Source organism: Buttiauxella sp. WJP83, assembly GCF_027594725.1.
GTDB classification, from domain to species: domain Bacteria; phylum Pseudomonadota; class Gammaproteobacteria; order Enterobacterales; family Enterobacteriaceae; genus Buttiauxella; species Buttiauxella selenatireducens.
Window position 1 is genome coordinate 2,723,583 of the sequence record NZ_CP110080.1, and the last position, 17,844, is coordinate 2,741,426.

The following is a 17,844-nucleotide window of genomic DNA, read 5'->3' on the forward strand; positions in this document are numbered from 1 at the left end:
CTCTTAACCTTCACCACATATAACTAGTGGCATATTCCGGCTCTTAATAAAGGTGAATGTATGTCGGTGCTAACTGAAAGAGTGACTAACAAAGAAAAATTTGGCTTTGGGTTGGGCGATGCAGCAAGTCACATCGTTTTTGATTCCTCTGTTGCCATTTTAGCTTATTTTTACACTAATATTTATGGTTTACCCCCAGCAGTGATGGGGACTTTATTTTTAGTCGTCAGGGTGTTGGATGCAATTACCGACCCCATTATGGGAGCCATTGCTGACCAGACTAAAAGCCGCTGGGGAAGATTCCGTCCTTGGTTATTGATTATTTGTGTTCCTTTTGCCGTCAGTTGCGTGCTGGTTTATTCAACACCAGATTTCAGCCAAACCGGTAAAATCGTTTATGCCGTTCTTGCTTATATATTCATGACAATAATGTACACGGCGATTAATATTCCTTATTGCTCATTAGGTGCGGCAATTACCTCCGATCCACAAGAAAACCTTTCGTTGCAGTCCTGGCGTTTTGCTATTGCGCCAATTGGTGGCGCGATGGGTACAGCGCTGATTCTGCCGTTAGCTGATTTTATTGCTCCGGGCGACCGGGCAACAGGCATGCAATGGGCGATGGGCATCTTCGGGGTCATTGGTTGTATCATGTTCCTGATTTGTTTCCTGACCACCCGCGAACGTATTACACCGGTTAAAGAAGAAAACCTGAATATTATGCGCGATGTCCGCGTGTTATTAAAAAATGACCAGTGGCGTATTCTGTCGGTTTATAATTTGGCGATGTTATGTGGCGTGGTAGTCCGTGGCAGCCTGTTGGTTTATTTCGTGCAATATATTCTTAATCAGGGCAGTGGCATTATTTCTATGTTTATGCTTGCTACCACTATAGCTGCAGTATTTGGTAGCTTGTTTGCAAAACATCTCGGTAGCTGGATGTGTAAAATCCGCGCTTCGGTTTGGGTAAACGTACTCAGTGCTGTGGTGGGATTATTGTTCTTAGTTTTGCCGACTCATTACTGGATGCCTGCTTTTATTGTCCATATTGCCCTTAATATATTGCAGGGTATTAATGCTCCGCTGCAATGGTCAATGATTACCGATGCTAATAACTATGGTGAGTGGAAAACACAACGCCGTATTACAGGGATGAATGTTGCCGCAAATATCTTCATCATTAAATTAGGTGTAGCAATTGGTGGGGCGTTAACAGGTTGGGGTCTGGCATGGTTTGGTTACCAGGCTGGTGTAGAGCAACAATCTGCCGAGGCTATACGTGGCGTATTGATTCTGTTTACCGTACTGCCTGCTATTTTCTACATAATTACTGCAATTTCGATTCGTTATTACAAACTTACCGAAGAGCGAATGAACAGTATTGTGAGCGACCTGCGTACCGGGAAATTCCAGAGCGAAAGTGAAGTGACTGGAGTCATGAGCCCAAAAGCGTCGGTATAAAGTGGTAAAAAAAAGGCTCCTCAGCAATGAGGAGCCTTTTTAACGTGAAGATAATTACTTGTTCGTTTCTGCCAGACTCAACCAGGTTTGCACCACGGTATCCGGGTTCAGGGAAAGGCTATCAATCCCCTCTTCCATCAACCAGGCAGCAAAGTCTTCATGGTCAGAAGGCCCTTGTCCACAGATGCCGACGTATTTACCTTGTTTCTTCGCCGCTTTGATTGCCATCGACAACAGCGCTTTCACTGCGTCGTTACGCTCATCAAACAGTTCAGAAACCACGCCAGAGTCGCGGTCCAGTCCCAGTGCCAGTTGGGTCATGTCGTTTGAACCAATGGAGAAACCGTCAAAATATTGCAAGAACTCGTCAGCCAACAAGGCGTTTGACGGGATCTCACACATCATGATGATTTTCAGCCCATTCTCGCCACGCTTCAGACCCTGACGTTCCAGTTCTTCAACGACAGCTTTAGCCTGCGCAACGGTACGCACGAACGGCACCATCACCTCGACATTGGTCAGGCCCATTTCATTACGCACGCGCTTCATGGCAGCGCATTCCAGCGCGAAGCAATCGCGGAAGCTGTCGGACACATAACGACCAGCCCCACGGAAGCCCAGCATTGGGTTTTCTTCTTCCGGCTCATAACGCTCGCCACCCACCAGGTTGGCGTATTCGTTAGATTTGAAGTCAGACAGACGCACAATCACGCGCTTAGGCCAGAATGCCGCGCCCAATGTCGCAATCCCTTCAGTCAGACGACCGACATAAAACTCAACGGGATCGTCGTAGCCTTTCATCATTTCACGGATTTCGTTTTGCAATGCAGGCTCTTGCTGGTCAAATTCCAACAACGCACGTGGATGCACGCCAATCATGCGGTTGATGATGAATTCCAGACGCGCCAGCCCCACACCTTCATTTGGCAGACAGGCAAAATCAAAGGCGCGGTCAGGGTTACCGACGTTCATCATGATTTTCAGCGGCAGGTCCGGCATGGTATCGACTGTCGAACTTTTAATGCTGAAATCCAGCAGTTCGGCATAAACGTAGCCGGTATCGCCTTCAGAACAGGAAACCGTTACGTTCTGGCCATCACTCATACGTTCGGTCGCATCGCCACAACCCACAACCGCAGGAATGCCGAGCTCACGAGCAATAATTGCCGCATGACAGGTACGGCCGCCACGGTTAGTGACAATCGCGGCCGCCTTTTTCATGATAGGTTCCCAATCCGGGTCAGTCATGTCAGTCACCAACACATCACCCGGCTGAATACGGTTCATCTCGCTGATGTCGTGGATAACTTTTACCGGACCGGCACCGATGCGATGACCGATAGCACGCCCTTCGGCAATAATTTTGCCGTGATCGTGCAACTGGTAACGCTCCATCACCTGGCCCTGGGAACGCACAGTTTCCGGACGCGCCTGCACAATATATAACTTGCCGGTATGTCCATCTTTAGCCCATTCGATATCCATCGGACGGCCATAATGTTTCTCGATTTGTACCGCTTGTTTCGCCAGTTCCTGCACTTCATCCGGCGTAATAGAGAACTTATCGCGATCCACTTGCGGCACGTCTTCGATACGAACCTGCTTGCCATGCTCCTGGCTTGGGGCATAAACCATGCGGATCTTTTTCGAACCCATATTACGGCGCACAATCGACGGTTTACCGGCAGCAAGCGTAGGCTTGTGCACGTAGAACTCGTCCGGGTTAACCGCGCCCTGTACAACCATTTCACCCAGCCCGTAAGCGGACGTGATAAACACTACCTGGTCGAAACCCGATTCGGTATCGATGGAGAACAACACGCCGGAGGATGCGAGATCAGAACGCACCATGCGCTGGACGCCAGCAGAGAGCGCAACGCCACGGTGGTCGTAACCCTGGTGAACGCGATAAGAGATAGCGCGGTCATTAAACAGAGAAGCAAAGACGTGTTTCACGGCAACCAACACCGCGTCATAACCTTGTACGTTGAGGAAAGTTTCTTGTTGTCCGGCAAACGAAGCATCTGGCATATCTTCTGCTGTCGCGGAAGAACGTACGGCAAAAGAGGCGTCAGCATCGTCAGAGGAAAGCTGTTCGTAGGCATCGTGGATGGCTTTTTCCAGCTCAGGCTGGAATGGCGTATCGATTATCCATTGACGGATTTGCGCACCGGCTTTTGCAAGCGCAGTCACATCATCAATATCCGTTTTATCCAGCAACTCATAGATACGCTGGTTCACACCACTTTGGTCAAGAAATAAGTTAAACGCTTCGGACGTGGTGGCAAAACCATTCGGTACGGAAACACCCATACCTGAAAGGTTTGTAATCATTTCACCCAGAGAGGCATTTTTGCCCCCGACCTTCTCTACATCATTCATGCCGAGTTGGTTGTACCAAAGCACCAGCGGTGACGAGTTGGACATCGAAACAATCCTTTTGTGATATATGAATGGGTACCAGAAACACATTACATCCCCATTAGATTGGCATAATTGCAGGCAGGAATAAAACCGGTGAATCGTTCAAGCAAAATAAAAATTTGAAATTTTCAGATTTATTTACGTTTCACATAACCTATTGATTCTTCGTTTAATCCCTAACGTAATAATGGTTTAAGCCGTTAAAAAAATTGAACTCCACATTTCATTAAAAATAAAAACTACGTTTCATTTTTAAAAATCCAATGAGATTGATCCAGGATGGAGAGTTTTAATTTATGCTTCTGCCAGACGTTGCCACTTACAGGACTGAAAAATGGATATCACAGTAGACAGGCAAGTTTTTTATATTTCCGATGGCACCGCCATCACCGCTGAAGTACTCGGACACGCGGTGATGTCGCAGTTTCCGGTCGCGATTAACAGCATTACGTTGCCGTTTGTGGAAAACGAAAGTCGCGCCAATGCCGTCAGAGAGCAGATTAATGCGATTTACCAGCAAACGGGTGTGCGACCGTTGGTGTTCTACTCCATCGTATTGCCAGAAATTCGCGACATTATTTTGCAAAGTGAAGGTTTTTGTCAGGATATCGTGCAGGCACTGGTCGCCCCTTTACAGCAAGAATTGAAACTTGACCCGACGCCCATTGCCCATCGTACCCACGGCTTAAATCCTGGCAATTTAATTAAATATGATGCGCGTATTGCGGCAATTGATTACACACTTGCCCACGATGACGGCATTTCGATGCGAAATCTCGATCAGGCGCAGGTTATCTTGTTGGGCGTCTCACGCTGTGGAAAAACACCGACCAGTTTGTATCTTGCGATGCAGTTTGGTATTCGGGCCGCAAACTATCCGTTTATCGCCGACGATATGGATAACATTCAACTCCCTGCGGTACTTAAACCGCTGCAGCACAAGTTGTTTGGCCTGACTATCAATCCAGAACGCCTCGCGGCTATCCGTGAAGAGCGTCGGGAAAACAGCCGCTACGCATCAATGCGCCAGTGCCGCCTTGAAGTGGCTGAAGTTGAAGCCCTGTTTCGTAAGAATCAGATCCGCTATCTCAACAGTACCAATTACTCGGTTGAAGAGATGGCAACCAAGATCCTCGATATCATGGGTTTGAATCGTCGCATGTACTAACAAACTAGTGCAAAGGTGCGATTTTGTATGGTAGGCTGTACAGAATTTGGTGGTCACGATTCAGTTTTACGGTTGAATTCAACATAAATTGGTTTATCGTGACTGCCATCACTTCCCGGTACTTTTGCCGAGCTGAAGACAAAATTTCTGAGACATCCAATGAATAAAACAGATGAACTGCGCACCGCGCGCATCGACAGTCTGGTTACGCCTGCGGAACTGGCACAGCGTTTGGCTGTATCTGAACAGGTCGCACAAAACGTAACAGCCTCCCGTCGTCGTATCGAAAAGATCCTCAATGGCGAAGATAACCGCCTGCTGGTGATTGTCGGCCCTTGCTCAATCCATGACCTGGATGCGGCAATGGATTATGCCCACCGTTTGCAAGCGGCGCGGGAACAACATCAGCATCGCCTTGAAATCGTGATGCGTACCTATTTTGAGAAACCGCGCACCGTTGTGGGCTGGAAAGGCTTGATTTCCGACCCTGACTTGAACGGTAGCTATCGCGTGAACCATGGCATTGAGCAGGCTCGTCGTTTACTTTTGCAGGTGAACGAGTTGGGTGTACCGACTGCCACCGAATTTTTGGATATGGTGATCGGGCAGTATATTGCCGATTTAATTAGCTGGGGCGCAATTGGTGCGCGTACCACGGAAAGCCAAATCCATCGTGAAATGGCCTCCGCACTCTCTTGCCCGGTCGGCTTCAAAAATGGTACTGACGGCAATACGCGCATTGCCGTTGATGCGATTCGTGCAGCCCGCGCCAGCCATATGTTCCTGTCGCCTGATAAACACGGTCAGATGACCATTTATCAAACCAGTGGCAACCCTTACGGCCATATCATCATGCGCGGTGGCAAACAGCCAAACTACCATGCAGCCGACATTGCTGCGGCGTGCGATAGCCTGCATGAGTTTGATTTACCAGAGCAACTGGTCATCGATTTTAGCCACGGTAACTGCCAGAAGCAGCACCGCCGCCAACTGGAAGTGTGTGAAGACGTCTGTAACCAAATTCGTAATGGTTCGCGCGCCATTGCTGGCGTAATGGCTGAGAGCTTCATCCAGGAAGGGACGCAGAAAATTGTTGCGGGTAAACCGTTGGTCTATGGCCAGTCTATCACCGACCCTTGCCTGAACTGGGATGACACGAAAACGCTGCTCGATATGCTGGCAGACGCCACAAACAGTCGTTTTTGATTGATGCTTTACACCTTCTCCGCCAGGGGAAGGTGATTCCCCGTTTCTATTCCATTAGTCCAAAATTGATCTATTCACAAATTTCTTACAAATAACACTTGATGATGAAACATAGTTTATTGATAATGATTATCATTGTTACATTGATTGTCATTTGCATACCGAGTGAAACATGGAAAAAAACTTCACCTCTACGAATCCGCAATCTGCGGCCGTTCCCCGTCAGATAGACAGCAAAATATTACTCGGCCCTGACGGACGCGTGGTTATTGTCCACGAAGGCCAGCAATATCAGTTACGTCAGACCCAGGCTGGAAAGCTAATTCTGACCAAATAACCCGTCGCCCTTCAAACTGCAGGGGTGTTGGCTGCTCTCGTTCACCCGAATCACTTACTTGAGTAAGCTCATCGGGATTCTCTCGATTGCCGCCTACCTGCATCTTGAAGTCGCTCGGGTTACATAAACCAAAACCAATATTACGCAAGCCACCCAGGTATTCCCCAGGCAGCCAGCGCTTTTAATTTTCCTATGGAGATTTGCGCATGCCTGCTTTACACACAGTCGGATTCCGTCTGTCATTACTGACTGTCGCGATTTTTACTGCCCTACCTGCCAGTGCGAAAGACGATCAGGTTACCGTGGTAGCTACCGGTAACGAACGCAGCACTTTTGAAGCCCCAATGATGGTCACCGTCATTGATGCCAATACCCCTGAAGCTCAAACCTCTTCTTCCGCCGCCGATATGTTACGTAAAGTCCCGGGGATAACGGTTTCCGGCACCGGGCGTACTAATGGGCAGGATGTCAGCATGCGTGGCTACGATCGCCGTGGTGTTTTAATGCTGGTTGATGGGGTTCGCCAGGGGACAGATACCGGACACCTCAACAGCACGTTTCTTGATCCTGCGTTGATCAAACGTATCGAAGTGGTGCGCGGCCCTGCCGCCTTGTTGTACGGCAGCGGTGCACTGGGCGGGGTGATTTCTTATGAAACGGCTGATGCCAGCGATTTACTGTATGAAGGCCAGAACAGCGGTTACCGCGTGTTTGCCACCGGCGGCACCGGCGACCACAGCGTAGGCATGGGTGCCAGCGCATTTGGCCGCACTGATGATTTCGATGGTCTGGTCTCCTGGTCAAGCCGCGATCGTGGTGACATTCGCCAGAGCGACGGTGAAACAGCGCCGAACGATGAAAGTATTAACAACTTCCTGACCAAAGGTACCTGGTTCATCGACCCGGCACAGTCTCTGGCGGGCTCTTTGCGTTATTACAATAACGCCGCTCAGGAACCTAAAAACCCTCAGGTCACCACGGCTGATCCCAGCAATCCAATGGTTGACCGTTCTACCATTCAGCGCGATGCACAGCTTAACTATCATATTGGGCCTGAGCAAAGCGACTGGCTGAATGCCGATGCCACCGCCTACTGGTCTGAAGCACGCATCAATGCTCAGGGCCAAACCGACGGTGCAGAATTCCGTAAACAAACCACCAGTGGCGCAAAATTAGAAAACCGTAGCCGCCTGTTTAACGACAGCTTTGCCGCACATTTGCTGACATACGGTGGGGAATATTATCGCCAGGATCAAAAGCCCGGCGGTAATACAACAGGCTTCCCACAGGCCAATATCGATTTTGGTTCTGGCTGGCTACAAGATGAAATCACGCTGCGTGACCTGCCGGTATCCATTTTAGCCGGTACCCGTTATGACAATTACAGCGGCAGCAGCGACGGCTATGAAGATGTTAATGCCGATCAATGGTCGTCTCGTGGTGCGCTTTCAATCACACCAACCGACTGGCTGATGCTGTTTGGCTCTTACGCTCAGGCATTCCGCGCCCCTACCATGGGCGAGATGTACAACGATGCTAAACACTTTTCTATCGGCACGCGTTACACCAACTATTGGGTGCCAAATCCTAATCTGCGTCCTGAAACCAATGCCACGCAAGAAGCCGGTTTTGGTTTGCGCTTCGACGATTTAATGCTGGCTGACGATGGCATCGAATTTAAAGCGAGCTATTTCGATACCAAAGCAAAAGACTACATCTCCACCACTGTCGACTTCGCCAAAGCAACGACCATGTCTTACAACGTACCTAACGCCAAAATCTGGGGTTGGGATATGACGGCGAAATATACCAGCGCATGGTTCAGCCTGGACCTGGCTTATAACCGTACCCGTGGTAAAGACGAAGATACCGGCGAGTGGATTTCCAGCCTGAACCCGGACACGGTAACCAGCGTTCTTGACATTCCGGTTGCACAAAGCGGCTTCTCCGTGGGCTGGGTCGGTACTTTTGCTGACAAATCCACGCATATCAGCAGTAGCTACAGCGAACAAGCCGGTTACGGCGTGAACGATTTCTATATCAGCTATCAAGGCCAACAACAGTTGCGCGGGCTGACCACCTCCCTGGTGCTGGGTAATGCCTTTGACAAGGAATACTGGTCGCCACAAGGGATCCCTCAAGATGGCCGTAACGGCAAAATCTTTGTTAGTTATCAATGGTAAGGAACCGAAATGACTCAGCTTTATGAAAACTGGTTACAGCTCAAGCAAGAGCATCCGAAAAAGTATGCTCGCGACATCGCAAAACTGATGAACATCAGTGAAGCCGAACTGACTCATGCCCGTGTAGGTCATGACGCATGGCGCTTAAAAGGCGAGATCCGCGAAATTCTGGCCTCCCTTGAAAGCGTGGGCGAGATCAAGTCCATTTGCCGTAATGAATATGCGGTCCATGAACATATCGGCCGCTTTGAAAACCAGCAACTGCACGGCCACGCAGGGCTGGTTCTGAACCCACGTGCGCTGGATTTGCGTCTGTTCCTGAACCAGTGGGCTTTCGCATTCCACGTCCGTGAAGAAACCGCACGCGGTGAACGCCAGAGCGTGCAGTTCTTTGATCATCAGGGCGATGCGCTGTTGAAGGTTTACACCACTGACAACACCGATTTCGCGGCCTGGGGCGATATGCTGGCGAAGTTTATCTATGCCGATAACCCCGCGCTTGAGTTACAAGCCGTTGAAAAAGCTGTGATGACGCCTGAGGTTGATGGCCGTCAGGTTGAAGAAGAGTGGCGCGCTATCCGTGATGTGCACCAGTTCTTTGGGCTGCTCAAACGCCACCAGCTAACACGCCAACAAGCTTTCCGTCTGGTTGCTGACGATCTCGCCTGCCAGGTGGATAACGACGCGCTCGCACAACTGCTGGCTCAAGCTAAGAAAGACAAAAACGAAATCATGGTGTTTGTGGGTAACCAGGGTAGCGTGCAGATTTTCACCGGTGTCGTTGAGAAAGTCGTGCCGATGGATAACTGGATTAACATCTTCAACCCACAATTCACCCTGCACCTAATGGCCGATACCATTGCGGAAAGCTGGGTAACGCGCAAACCAAGTGGTGATGGCTTCGTGACAAGCCTTGAGCTGTTTGCCGCTGACGGTACGCAAATCGCGCAGCTTTACGGCCAACGCACCGAAGGTGAACCGGAGCAACAACAGTGGCGTACTCAGCTTGAAGCACTGGTAAGCAAAGGGCTGGCTGCATGAAACGCGGGTTATTTGCTCTGTTTGCCTTAACGACAACTGCCCTACCTGTGATTGCTGCTGCTAGCGATCAGCGAGTGGTGGCAATTGGGGGGGATGTGACAGAAATTGCCTTTGCATTAGGAACGGGTGACCAATTGGTCGCCCGTGACAGCACCAGTCTGCATCCGGAGGCGGCGACAAAACTGCCGGATGTGGGTTACTTGCGCCAGCTTAATGCCGAAGGGATTCTGGCGATGCACCCAACGCTCGTACTGGCGAGCGCTCAGGCCAAGCCGTCTCTTGCGCTTGAGCAAGTCGCTAGTAGCCATGTCAAAGTGGTGACGATTCCGGCGAATAATTCGCTGGAAGGCATCGATGAGAAAATCGATGCGGTTGCTCAGGCTATGGGTAAAACGACACAGGGCGAGGCTTTACGCCAACAAGTGCATAACAAGCTGGCGTCGATTCCTGAAAAACCGTTACCTGTAAAAGTCCTGTTCATCATGAGCCATGGAGGCATGACCGCGATGGCCGCGGGGCAAGAAACGGCAGCAGATGCAGCTATTCATGCCGCGGGTTTGCAAAATGCGATGCAAGGATTCAGACGTTATCAGCCGATGTCTCAGGAAGGTGTGATTGCCAGCCAACCGCAACTGGTGCTGATCACCGCCGATGGCGTGAAAACGTTAGGGGGTGAAGATAATGTCTGGAAACTGCCTGGTCTGGCTCAGACACCTGCCGGGAAAGGCCACCAGTTGTTGATCGTCGACGACATGGCGCTGCTGGGTTTTGGTTTGCAAACGCCGGATGCCATCCTTGCATTACGTAAAAAAGCGGAGCAATTGCCTTGATACACCGTCCCCTGCCTCAACGCGCCCTGTTTCTGATGTTGCTGGCACTAGTGGCTCTGTCTTTGGTTGCGGCCAATTTAGGAGCCATGCGTCTTTCCATCGCAGTGTTGTGGCAAGCGCAGGATGAAGCACTGCGTCATATCTGGCTCAATATTCGCCTTCCTCGCGTGTTGCTGGCCACGCTGGTTGGTGGCGCACTGGCACTTTCAGGCTGCGTGATGCAGGGGCTGTTTCGCAATCCGCTTGCCGATCCGGGCTTGCTCGGCATCAGCAGCGGTGCGGCACTGGCGGTTGGGTTTTCAGTGGTGCTTCCTCTGGCTCTTCCGGCAGTATTGGCGTTGTATGTTCCGATGTTGGCGGCGTTTCTCGGTAGTCTTGCCGTCACGCTGGTGATTTTCTTCCTTAGCCGTCAGGGCAACAATAGTCTTTCTCGCCTGCTGTTGGTGGGCATTGCCATTAATGCCCTGTGCGGTGCGGCGGTCGGCGTTTTGTCATGGATCAGTAACGACGCCCAATTGCGCCAGCTTTCACTTTGGGGCATGGGCAGCCTTGGGCAAGCGCAATGGTCAACCTTGCTTGCCACCGCCTCGTTTGTTATCCCTGCTTCACTGGTTATCGCGTTTCTGTCCAGGCGCCTTAACCTGTTGCAGCTTGGCGACGAAGAAGCGCATTACCTGGGCGTGGACGTTAAAACAACCCAGCGTCAGTTATTGATTTTAAGTGCGCTGTTAGTGGCAGCCGCGGTTGCCGTGAGCGGCGTGATTGGTTTTGTTGGCCTGGTGGTTCCGCACCTGGTGAGAATATGGCTCGGGGCCGATCATCGCTGGCTTATTCCAGGCTCAATTCTTGCTGGCGCGATGTTGCTTCTGGTTGCTGATACGCTCGCACGCACGTTGGTTGCGCCAGCAGAAATGCCGGTGGGTTTGCTGACCAGTTTGCTCGGCGGTCCGTGGTTCTTAGCCCTGATATTCCGCCAAAAGAGGGAAACTGATGGCTGATTGTTTGCAAACGCGCAATGTCACTTTGCGCCTTGGTGCACGAAAGTTACTGGATGACATTAATTTGACGCTTGCAACGGGTGAGGTTGTCGCGTTGATTGGCCCAAACGGTGCCGGAAAATCCACATTGCTACGCGTGCTCACCGGTTTTCAGCCGCCGGACAGTGGTGAGATTAGCCTTACTGGACGTCCGCTAAATTCGTGGTCGAGCGAGGCGTTATCCCGAAAACGCGCGGTCATGCGTCAGCGCAGCGGTATGTCATTTAGCTGGGCTGTAGAAGATGTGATTGCCATGGGACGCGCGCCGTGGGCAGAAAAAGAGACGAAATCAGTGGTTCAGGAGGTGATGGCATTGACGGGTTGTGATGCTCTTGCCGGGCGCGATTTTTGCCAGCTGTCAGGGGGAGAACAACAGCGAGTGCAACTCGCACGCGCGCTGGCACAGCTGTGGTTCGACGGGCAACCCCACGGCTGGCTTTTTTTGGATGAGCCGACGTCCGCGCTGGATCTTTATCATCAGCAACATCTTCTGCGTTTACTGCGTCGTTTATCGCTGATGGGAACACTTTCGGTATGTGTTGTGTTGCACGATTTGAACCTGGCGGCGCTTTGGGCGGACCGTATTGTGTTATTACACGAAGGGCGACTCGTGGCGCAAGGCACGCCGCAACAGGTGATGGATGAATCGACATTACAACACTGGTATCAGGCTGACCTACGGGTTTTCCACCATCCGGAGCACCCGGTGCCGCAGGTTTGGTTGAAGCAGTAAACGCATGTCGGGTGTCGCTTACGCTAACCCGACCTGCGAAACTGAACGCTTAGCTTGAACAACTCACCTCTAACCGTCTCCCCCAATCTGGCGGACGCTGCGTCACATCGCCATCATGTTCGGCAAACGGCTGTTTAAGCGTTTCATGTAATTGTGCCAAAACACTCACATCGCCCTGCTCTGCGGCATCAATAGCACGCTGAGCCAGCCAGTTGCGTAAAACCACTGACGGATTGGCTGCTTTCATCGCCTGCTGACGCTGCTCATCGCTGATCTGCTCGGTTTGCAAACGAGCCCGATAACGGGTGAACCAGCTATCAAACCCGGCACGGTCAATGAATTCATCACGCAGTGGCGAGCTTGCTGAGTTTTGTTCCGTCAGGCTTAACATTCTGAAGGTTCGGGTGTAATCACTGCCCTCTTTGGCCATCAACCCAAACAATTCGGTGAGGATTTCGTTATCCGCCGTTTGTTCCGTCAACAACCCCAGTTTGGCGCGCATTAATTCCCCGAAGGATTTCATCAGTGCAAACTGATAGTGATCGAGCAATTCATTGAGCCATTCAACTGAAATAAACGGTGACAGTGTTTGCGCCAGCCGCTGCAGGTTCCAGAGCCCAACAGCAGGCTGATTATCAAAGGCATAGCGCCCCTGATGATCGGAGTGGTTACAGATGAAATCAGGCTGATAATCGTCGAGGAAACCGTAAGGACCGTAATCCATCGTTAAACCAAGAATCGACATATTATCGGTATTCATCACGCCATGCGCGAACCCTACCGTCTGCCAGTGCGCGATCATCTGCGCGGTACGCTCGACCACATCACGGAACCAAAGCTGATATTTGTCTGCTTCATTGACCAGATGCGGCCAGTGATGAGCTATCACATAATCCGCCAGTTGCTGTACTTTCTGCGGTTCACGGCGATAGTAGAAATGCTCGAAGTGCCCAAAACGCACATGACTTTGCGCCACCCGAATCAACATCGCACCCTGCTCGGTGGTTTCTCGTTGCACTGGTGTGTCGCTGGTCACAATGCTCAGCGCTCGGGTGGTCGGAATGTTCAGACCCTGCATCGCTTCACTGGCAAGAAATTCGCGTATGGTGGAACGTAGCACTGCACGGCCATCACCCATGCGCGAATAAGGCGTTAAACCCGCTCCTTTCAGGTGCCAGTCAAATTTACGCCCATCTGCCAGTTGTTGTTCACCGAGCAAAATGCCGCGACCATCACCAAGTTGACCAGCCCACACACCAAACTGATGCCCGCTGTAAACCTGTGCTAACGGCTGCATACCCGGCAACAGCGTTTCACCGCTCCAGATACCGGTATGAGATTCGTCAAACAACGAGGCATCAAGCCCCAGTTCATCAGCAAGAGGGCGGTTATAATAAAACAGCCGGGCATTATGCAGCGGCGTGGGCTTTAGAGCCGTATAAAAGCCGGGCAATTCGTCGTGCCAGCTATTGTTAAATTCAGGTTTATTGGTCATGGTGCCTCCTGCCGATAGTGTAGTGCTTATGAGGAGATTTAAACACGGCACGTTGGCAGGGGTATTAGTTCAATAACGGTGAATCAGGGTGAAACCAATCTTCGAGTTTTTCAGGTGCAATACCCGGCCAAAGATTTCCCTGCATGGCGAAAGCGGCGAATGAAAGTACTTTCTGACGTGCCGCTTCATCATCAATTCCGGTAATTGCCAGCGTTTGGCAAAACGGAGAAAGTTGGGCGAGCATAGCTAACATAAATGGCTCAAATGAGCGTTGTTTTATTTGTTTATGAATAAATGCTTTATCCAGAAATACACGTTTAAATATTCCGTCAAAGATCGGTTTACTGGTCGCAATACCCGCACCAAAATTTGCCAGCGCTAATGGATAATGCCTGGTCATTGCCATTAAACATGCATTTTCAATACCGCGATTTAACTCAGGGAAGTTCTCACTGACGGTAAACTCAATGAACGGAAGCTGCGCCAGGCGGGAAGCCAGGTCAGTATCGTTCAAAATTGCGTCGGCAATTACCGCACTTATATTCACCCAGACAACGAGTCGTTGAGTCTTAAAGAATTCTTGATAGTTATTGAGCAATTCTAATTGTTCTGAGAATAATATTAATTGTTGTTCTGATTTAATAACCTGTGCAACTAACTCCGTTGGAATACGTACCGGCGCATCAACTCCAACAAAATTCACTATTAACTCAACCCCTAACACTCCTCCGTCAGGTAAGTAAACAGGCTGAAAATAAAAGTCTGAACGATATTGTGCATCAAGTTCAAGAATCATGTTGCCAACCGTTTAGAAAATGGAGTGGATGGCATCGTGACACGATGAACATCCAGCGTTAACTGGATTGATTTTGTTGTAATTAAAGGCAAGTTCATCCCTGAATGTTTATCAGAATCTTTTTTGAATATAAATATATTATCCTGGATACCTCGATATCGCCAGTTTTAGCGAATTTGACGAACGGAATCACGGTGGATTATCTCAGGAGAGAATGTTTGTTCCACACAATGACTATCCAATAATTTCCGAATAGCATAACGTGCCATTTCGGTTATAGGGAAATGAACACTGGTGAGCGCCGGGCGAACAAATGGCGCTCGCTCACCGCTGTCATAGCAAATAAGCGAGATATCCTGGGGTATTCGCAGGCCGTGCTCGGTGATAGCAAGCATCGCACCAATTGCCAGTTCTTCGTTACAGCAATAGAGTGCCGTTGGCGTAATGTTTTCAAGAAGTTGAGAAGCTAGTTGGTAGCCTGAGGGCATGTCGTACTCCCCGCCCAATACCGCCGCGGGTTTAAGATTTGCTTGAGACATGGCATCCATAAACCCCTGTTTGCGTAGCAGGCTGGAGGTACGTGCGCTCGGCCCATGCAAGCAGGCAATTGAGGTATGCCCTGCATCAATAAATACCTGGGTCGCAAGCGCACTTGCCGCACGGTGATCGAATATAACGCATCTATCTTCAAGACCCGGAACATCACGGTCTAAAACAATGAACGTGTGATTCTGATCGGCCAGTTGATGCAATGTGGCATCAGAGATGGCGCGCACATGTAATACCAGACCATCGCAGCGCAAACTGAACAGGCGTTTAATCGCGTTGAGTTCTTTCTCCGCGGTGTCGCGCCCCTGCGTCACCAACAACTGCTTCCCCTGTAACTCGGTTTCGCTTTGTACGGTGTCCATCAGCGCGCCAAAAAAGCCGCCGCGATAGGAGGTGGTGACAAGCCCGAGCGTATTGCTTTGGCTGGAGGCTAAGGCTCGTGCCGCCGGGTTCGGCGTATAACCCAGCTCAAGTATTGCTGCTTCAACTTTGATCCGCGTCTGTGCTTTAACTTTGTTGTCACCATTGACCACGCGTGAAACGGTTGCCCGGGACACACCTGCACTTGCGGCAACATCTTCCAGAGTAACCATAAACAATCCTTTCGAGAGAGCGTAATGCTGCCAAATATTACCTGAAATTATGAGTTGGGCTTGGGTTAACCATGGAATTACTGAAGAGTGTCACGTTTAGGGCCAGTGATTGGCCCTAAGATCGGGAATTAATCGCATTAGATACGACGGGCTTGCCAAAACTTTTTACGCCAGTAGACATTATCCAGCGACGAGCGCATCACACCACGACTGGTTGAGGCATGAATAAATTGATTATCCGTATCGTAAATTCCGACGTGTAATCCACTCTCTCCGGAGCCAGTTTTAAAGAAAACCAGATCGCCGGGCAGGAGATCGTCTTTATCAATTTCGGTACCGATTTTCGCCTGCTGGCGGGTTTCACGCGGTAACTGGAGCTCAAAACGGTCACGGAAGGTGATAGAAACAAAGCCAGAACAGTCAACACCACGACGGCTCATTCCACCATAGCGGTACGGTGTGCCGTGCCAGCCGCTAAGTTGATCATTGAGCTTAGCAATCACCGTAATTGAGTCTGACAAACGAGAGTTTGGTGGGGGCGCATGGTGGCTACACCCTGCGAGTACCAGACATGCCACAACAATAATCCATACACGCATTTTCAGGCTAATCCTCACCCGTTTATAATTTCCAGTAATTTAGCGCTTACCCATGATTTGGTGCAAGTTTTTACCATCAACTACAGTGGGGCTATTAGCATACTGTGCCCTTCAATCTGCAATCTGCGGAAGTGCATGTTATAAGCTGTCGCTAAATGTTGCGGTGTCAGCACTTCGTCGCGATTTCCTTGCGCAATCATTTTACCCGAACGCAATAACCAGACAGTATGCGCATGTCGCAAACTGTGGTTTAAATCGTGACTGCTCATGACCACTGCGATACCCGCCTCACACAGTGCCATCAGGATCCTGTCCAACGCGGTCTGCTGCGCGACATCAAGGCTGTTCATCGGTTCGTCCAATAACAGCAGACGCCCCTGTGGATTGATTTCAGGGTGAATCTGCAGCACGACAGCGGCTAAACGGACCCGTTGCCATTCACCACCTGAAAGTTGGTTCACACTGCGCGTAAGTTTATCCGCCAGCCCTAAATCTTCGGCAAGCTTTAGCATGACGGGATCTGTAGGGCTGACCGACTGATGCAGTTGCAGATAATGCCAGACGGGCATCGAAAATGGTGGCATCTGTTGCTGAGAGAGAAAGGCACGATGATGAGCCAGTTTCGTTGGCTGCCAGTCGCTTAGTTTACTCCCGGCAAACACAATTTGCCCGGCTCCTGAGCTAAGCCCGGCGGCACGCATCAGCAGGGTGCTTTTGCCCGCGCCATTTGGCCCAACAAGATGCACCAGTTCGCCCGCATGGACAGCGGCAGAAATTGGCCCAAGCCGCTCTGCCACGGCAACATCATTAAGCTGCAACAACGACATTACTTCACCAACGCCGACTTAATCGCTTCAACGATGGTTGAATCATCAGGCGTCATATCCGGTGAAAAACGTTGAATCACCTGGCCATCGCGACCCACAAGGAATTTTTCAAAGTTCCAGAGGATATCGCCCGATTGAGCGGGAGCTCGACCTTTACTGCTCATGCGTTCAAGAAAACCGCTACCTTCTGGTGCTATGGCTGTCGGGGCGGCGGCAACCAGTTTTTTGTACAGCGGGTGACGGTTTTCACCATTAACGTCCAACTTGCTAAACAGGGGGAATGTCACGCCGTACGTCGTGCTACAGAAGGTTTTGATCTCTTCTTCGCTGCCAGGTTCCTGACCGAGGAACTGATTACACGGGAAACCCAGCACCGAGAAGCCTTCATGCTCCAGCTCTTTTTGCAAGTTTTCTAATTGTTCGTATTGCACTGTCAGGCCGCACTTAGAGGCAACATTCACCATCAGCAGCACTTTTCCTTTCCAGTTTTCGAGCGTTGTGGCTTCACCGTCAATGGTGGTTACTTCAGTGTTAAGAATGTTTTGCATCACGACCCCTCAGATTG

At 50.4% G+C, this 17,844-nt stretch carries 16 protein-coding genes; 9 read left to right on the top strand and 7 right to left on the bottom strand.

Annotated elements, in window-relative coordinates; all coding sequences use genetic code 11:
* The first annotated feature begins 60 nt into the window (after nt 1-60).
* Nucleotides 61-1,461, top strand: a complete 1,401-nt coding sequence (locus OH773_RS12585; RefSeq protein WP_270139147.1) for a glycoside-pentoside-hexuronide (GPH):cation symporter — start codon at nt 61-63, stop codon at nt 1,459-1,461.
* Between the two features lie 54 nt (nt 1,462-1,515).
* Here OH773_RS12585 and ppsA read toward each other — a convergent pair whose 3' ends face one another.
* On the bottom strand, nt 1,516-3,933 hold the full coding sequence (gene ppsA / locus OH773_RS12590; RefSeq protein WP_270139149.1) for a phosphoenolpyruvate synthase: 2,418 nt from the start codon (nt 3,931-3,933) through the stop codon (nt 1,516-1,518).
* A 286-nt stretch (nt 3,934-4,219) separates the two neighbouring features.
* Here ppsA and ppsR point away from each other — a divergent pair, with 286 nt between their 5' ends.
* From ppsR to OH773_RS12630, 8 genes are all read left to right on the top strand, one after another.
* The gene (gene ppsR / locus OH773_RS12595) at nt 4,220-5,053 is read left to right on the top strand and encodes a posphoenolpyruvate synthetase regulatory kinase/phosphorylase PpsR (RefSeq protein WP_270139151.1); all 834 of its coding nucleotides are present in this window, start codon (nt 4,220-4,222) and stop codon (nt 5,051-5,053) included.
* A 159-nt stretch (nt 5,054-5,212) separates the two neighbouring features.
* On the top strand, nt 5,213-6,259 hold the full coding sequence (locus OH773_RS12600) for a 3-deoxy-7-phosphoheptulonate synthase (RefSeq protein ID WP_270139153.1): 1,047 nt from the start codon (nt 5,213-5,215) through the stop codon (nt 6,257-6,259).
* 172 nt (nt 6,260-6,431) lie between these two features.
* Entirely contained in the window at nt 6,432-6,596 is a 165-nt protein-coding gene (hemP, locus tag OH773_RS12605) for a hemin uptake protein HemP (RefSeq protein WP_270139155.1), read from the top strand.
* 206 nt (nt 6,597-6,802) lie between these two features.
* On the top strand, nt 6,803-8,779 hold the full coding sequence (locus OH773_RS12610) for a TonB-dependent hemoglobin/transferrin/lactoferrin family receptor (RefSeq protein ID WP_270139157.1): 1,977 nt from the start codon (nt 6,803-6,805) through the stop codon (nt 8,777-8,779).
* A gap of 9 nt (nt 8,780-8,788) precedes the next feature.
* Complete coding sequence (locus OH773_RS12615) at nt 8,789-9,820, top strand: hemin-degrading factor (RefSeq protein ID WP_270139159.1); 1,032 nt, start codon at nt 8,789-8,791, stop codon at nt 9,818-9,820.
* Entirely contained in the window at nt 9,817-10,650 is an 834-nt protein-coding gene (locus OH773_RS12620) for a heme/hemin ABC transporter substrate-binding protein (RefSeq protein WP_270139161.1), read from the top strand. The genes OH773_RS12615 and OH773_RS12620 overlap by 4 nt, the downstream gene beginning before the upstream one ends.
* A gap of 35 nt (nt 10,651-10,685) precedes the next feature.
* Nucleotides 10,686-11,648: a FecCD family ABC transporter permease gene (locus OH773_RS12625; RefSeq protein ID WP_270145848.1), complete on the top strand. Its 963-nt coding sequence runs from the start codon at nt 10,686-10,688 to the stop codon at nt 11,646-11,648.
* A complete protein-coding gene (locus tag OH773_RS12630; RefSeq protein ID WP_270139163.1) occupies nt 11,641-12,420 on the top strand; it encodes a heme ABC transporter ATP-binding protein in 780 nt (259 codons plus the stop codon). The genes OH773_RS12625 and OH773_RS12630 overlap by 8 nt, the downstream gene beginning before the upstream one ends.
* 49 nt (nt 12,421-12,469) lie before the next feature.
* Here OH773_RS12630 and selO read toward each other — a convergent pair whose 3' ends face one another.
* The 6 genes from selO to OH773_RS12660 all read right to left on the bottom strand — a co-directional run bounded on the left by selO (nt 12,470) and on the right by OH773_RS12660 (nt 17,830).
* Nucleotides 12,470-13,915: a protein adenylyltransferase SelO gene (gene selO / locus OH773_RS12635; protein WP_270139165.1), complete on the bottom strand. Its 1,446-nt coding sequence runs from the start codon at nt 13,913-13,915 to the stop codon at nt 12,470-12,472.
* A gap of 64 nt (nt 13,916-13,979) precedes the next feature.
* Nucleotides 13,980-14,711: an EAL domain-containing protein gene (locus OH773_RS12640; RefSeq protein ID WP_270139167.1), complete on the bottom strand. Its 732-nt coding sequence runs from the start codon at nt 14,709-14,711 to the stop codon at nt 13,980-13,982.
* A 167-nt stretch (nt 14,712-14,878) separates the two neighbouring features.
* Nucleotides 14,879-15,853 (bottom strand): LacI family DNA-binding transcriptional regulator, encoded by a 975-nt coding sequence (locus OH773_RS12645; protein ID WP_270139169.1) that lies wholly within the window; start codon nt 15,851-15,853, stop codon nt 14,879-14,881.
* A 137-nt stretch (nt 15,854-15,990) separates the two neighbouring features.
* A complete protein-coding gene (locus OH773_RS12650; RefSeq protein ID WP_270139173.1) occupies nt 15,991-16,452 on the bottom strand; it encodes an NlpC/P60 family protein in 462 nt (153 codons plus the stop codon).
* An 80-nt stretch (nt 16,453-16,532) separates the two neighbouring features.
* Complete coding sequence (gene btuD / locus OH773_RS12655) at nt 16,533-17,279, bottom strand: vitamin B12 ABC transporter ATP-binding protein BtuD (RefSeq protein ID WP_270139175.1); 747 nt, start codon at nt 17,277-17,279, stop codon at nt 16,533-16,535.
* A complete protein-coding gene (locus tag OH773_RS12660) occupies nt 17,279-17,830 on the bottom strand; it encodes a glutathione peroxidase (RefSeq protein ID WP_270139177.1) in 552 nt (183 codons plus the stop codon). The genes btuD and OH773_RS12660 overlap by 1 nt, the downstream gene beginning before the upstream one ends.
* Between the last annotated feature and the right edge of the window lie 14 nt (nt 17,831-17,844).

Coding starts and splice junctions, on each gene's coding strand:
- btuD (WP_270139175.1), bottom strand. CDS start 17,279: ATGTCGTTGTTGCAGCTTAATGATGTTGCCGTGGCAGAGCGGCTTGGG.
- OH773_RS12615 (WP_270139159.1), top strand. CDS start 8,789: ATGACTCAGCTTTATGAAAACTGGTTACAGCTCAAGCAAGAGCATCCG.
- OH773_RS12645 (WP_270139169.1), bottom strand. CDS start 15,853: ATGGTTACTCTGGAAGATGTTGCCGCAAGTGCAGGTGTGTCCCGGGCA.
- OH773_RS12640 (WP_270139167.1), bottom strand. CDS start 14,711: ATGATTCTTGAACTTGATGCACAATATCGTTCAGACTTTTATTTTCAG.
- OH773_RS12600 (WP_270139153.1), top strand. CDS start 5,213: ATGAATAAAACAGATGAACTGCGCACCGCGCGCATCGACAGTCTGGTT.
- OH773_RS12610 (WP_270139157.1), top strand. CDS start 6,803: ATGCCTGCTTTACACACAGTCGGATTCCGTCTGTCATTACTGACTGTC.
- OH773_RS12620 (WP_270139161.1), top strand. CDS start 9,817: ATGAAACGCGGGTTATTTGCTCTGTTTGCCTTAACGACAACTGCCCTA.
- OH773_RS12625 (WP_270145848.1), top strand. CDS start 10,686: ATGTTGCTGGCACTAGTGGCTCTGTCTTTGGTTGCGGCCAATTTAGGA.
- OH773_RS12650 (WP_270139173.1), bottom strand. CDS start 16,452: ATGCGTGTATGGATTATTGTTGTGGCATGTCTGGTACTCGCAGGGTGT.
- OH773_RS12630 (WP_270139163.1), top strand. CDS start 11,641: ATGGCTGATTGTTTGCAAACGCGCAATGTCACTTTGCGCCTTGGTGCA.
- OH773_RS12585 (WP_270139147.1), top strand. CDS start 61: ATGTCGGTGCTAACTGAAAGAGTGACTAACAAAGAAAAATTTGGCTTT.
- hemP (WP_270139155.1), top strand. CDS start 6,432: ATGGAAAAAAACTTCACCTCTACGAATCCGCAATCTGCGGCCGTTCCC.
- ppsA (WP_270139149.1), bottom strand. CDS start 3,933: ATGTGTTTCTGGTACCCATTCATATATCACAAAAGGATTGTTTCGATG.
- selO (WP_270139165.1), bottom strand. CDS start 13,915: ATGACCAATAAACCTGAATTTAACAATAGCTGGCACGACGAATTGCCC.
- ppsR (WP_270139151.1), top strand. CDS start 4,220: ATGGATATCACAGTAGACAGGCAAGTTTTTTATATTTCCGATGGCACC.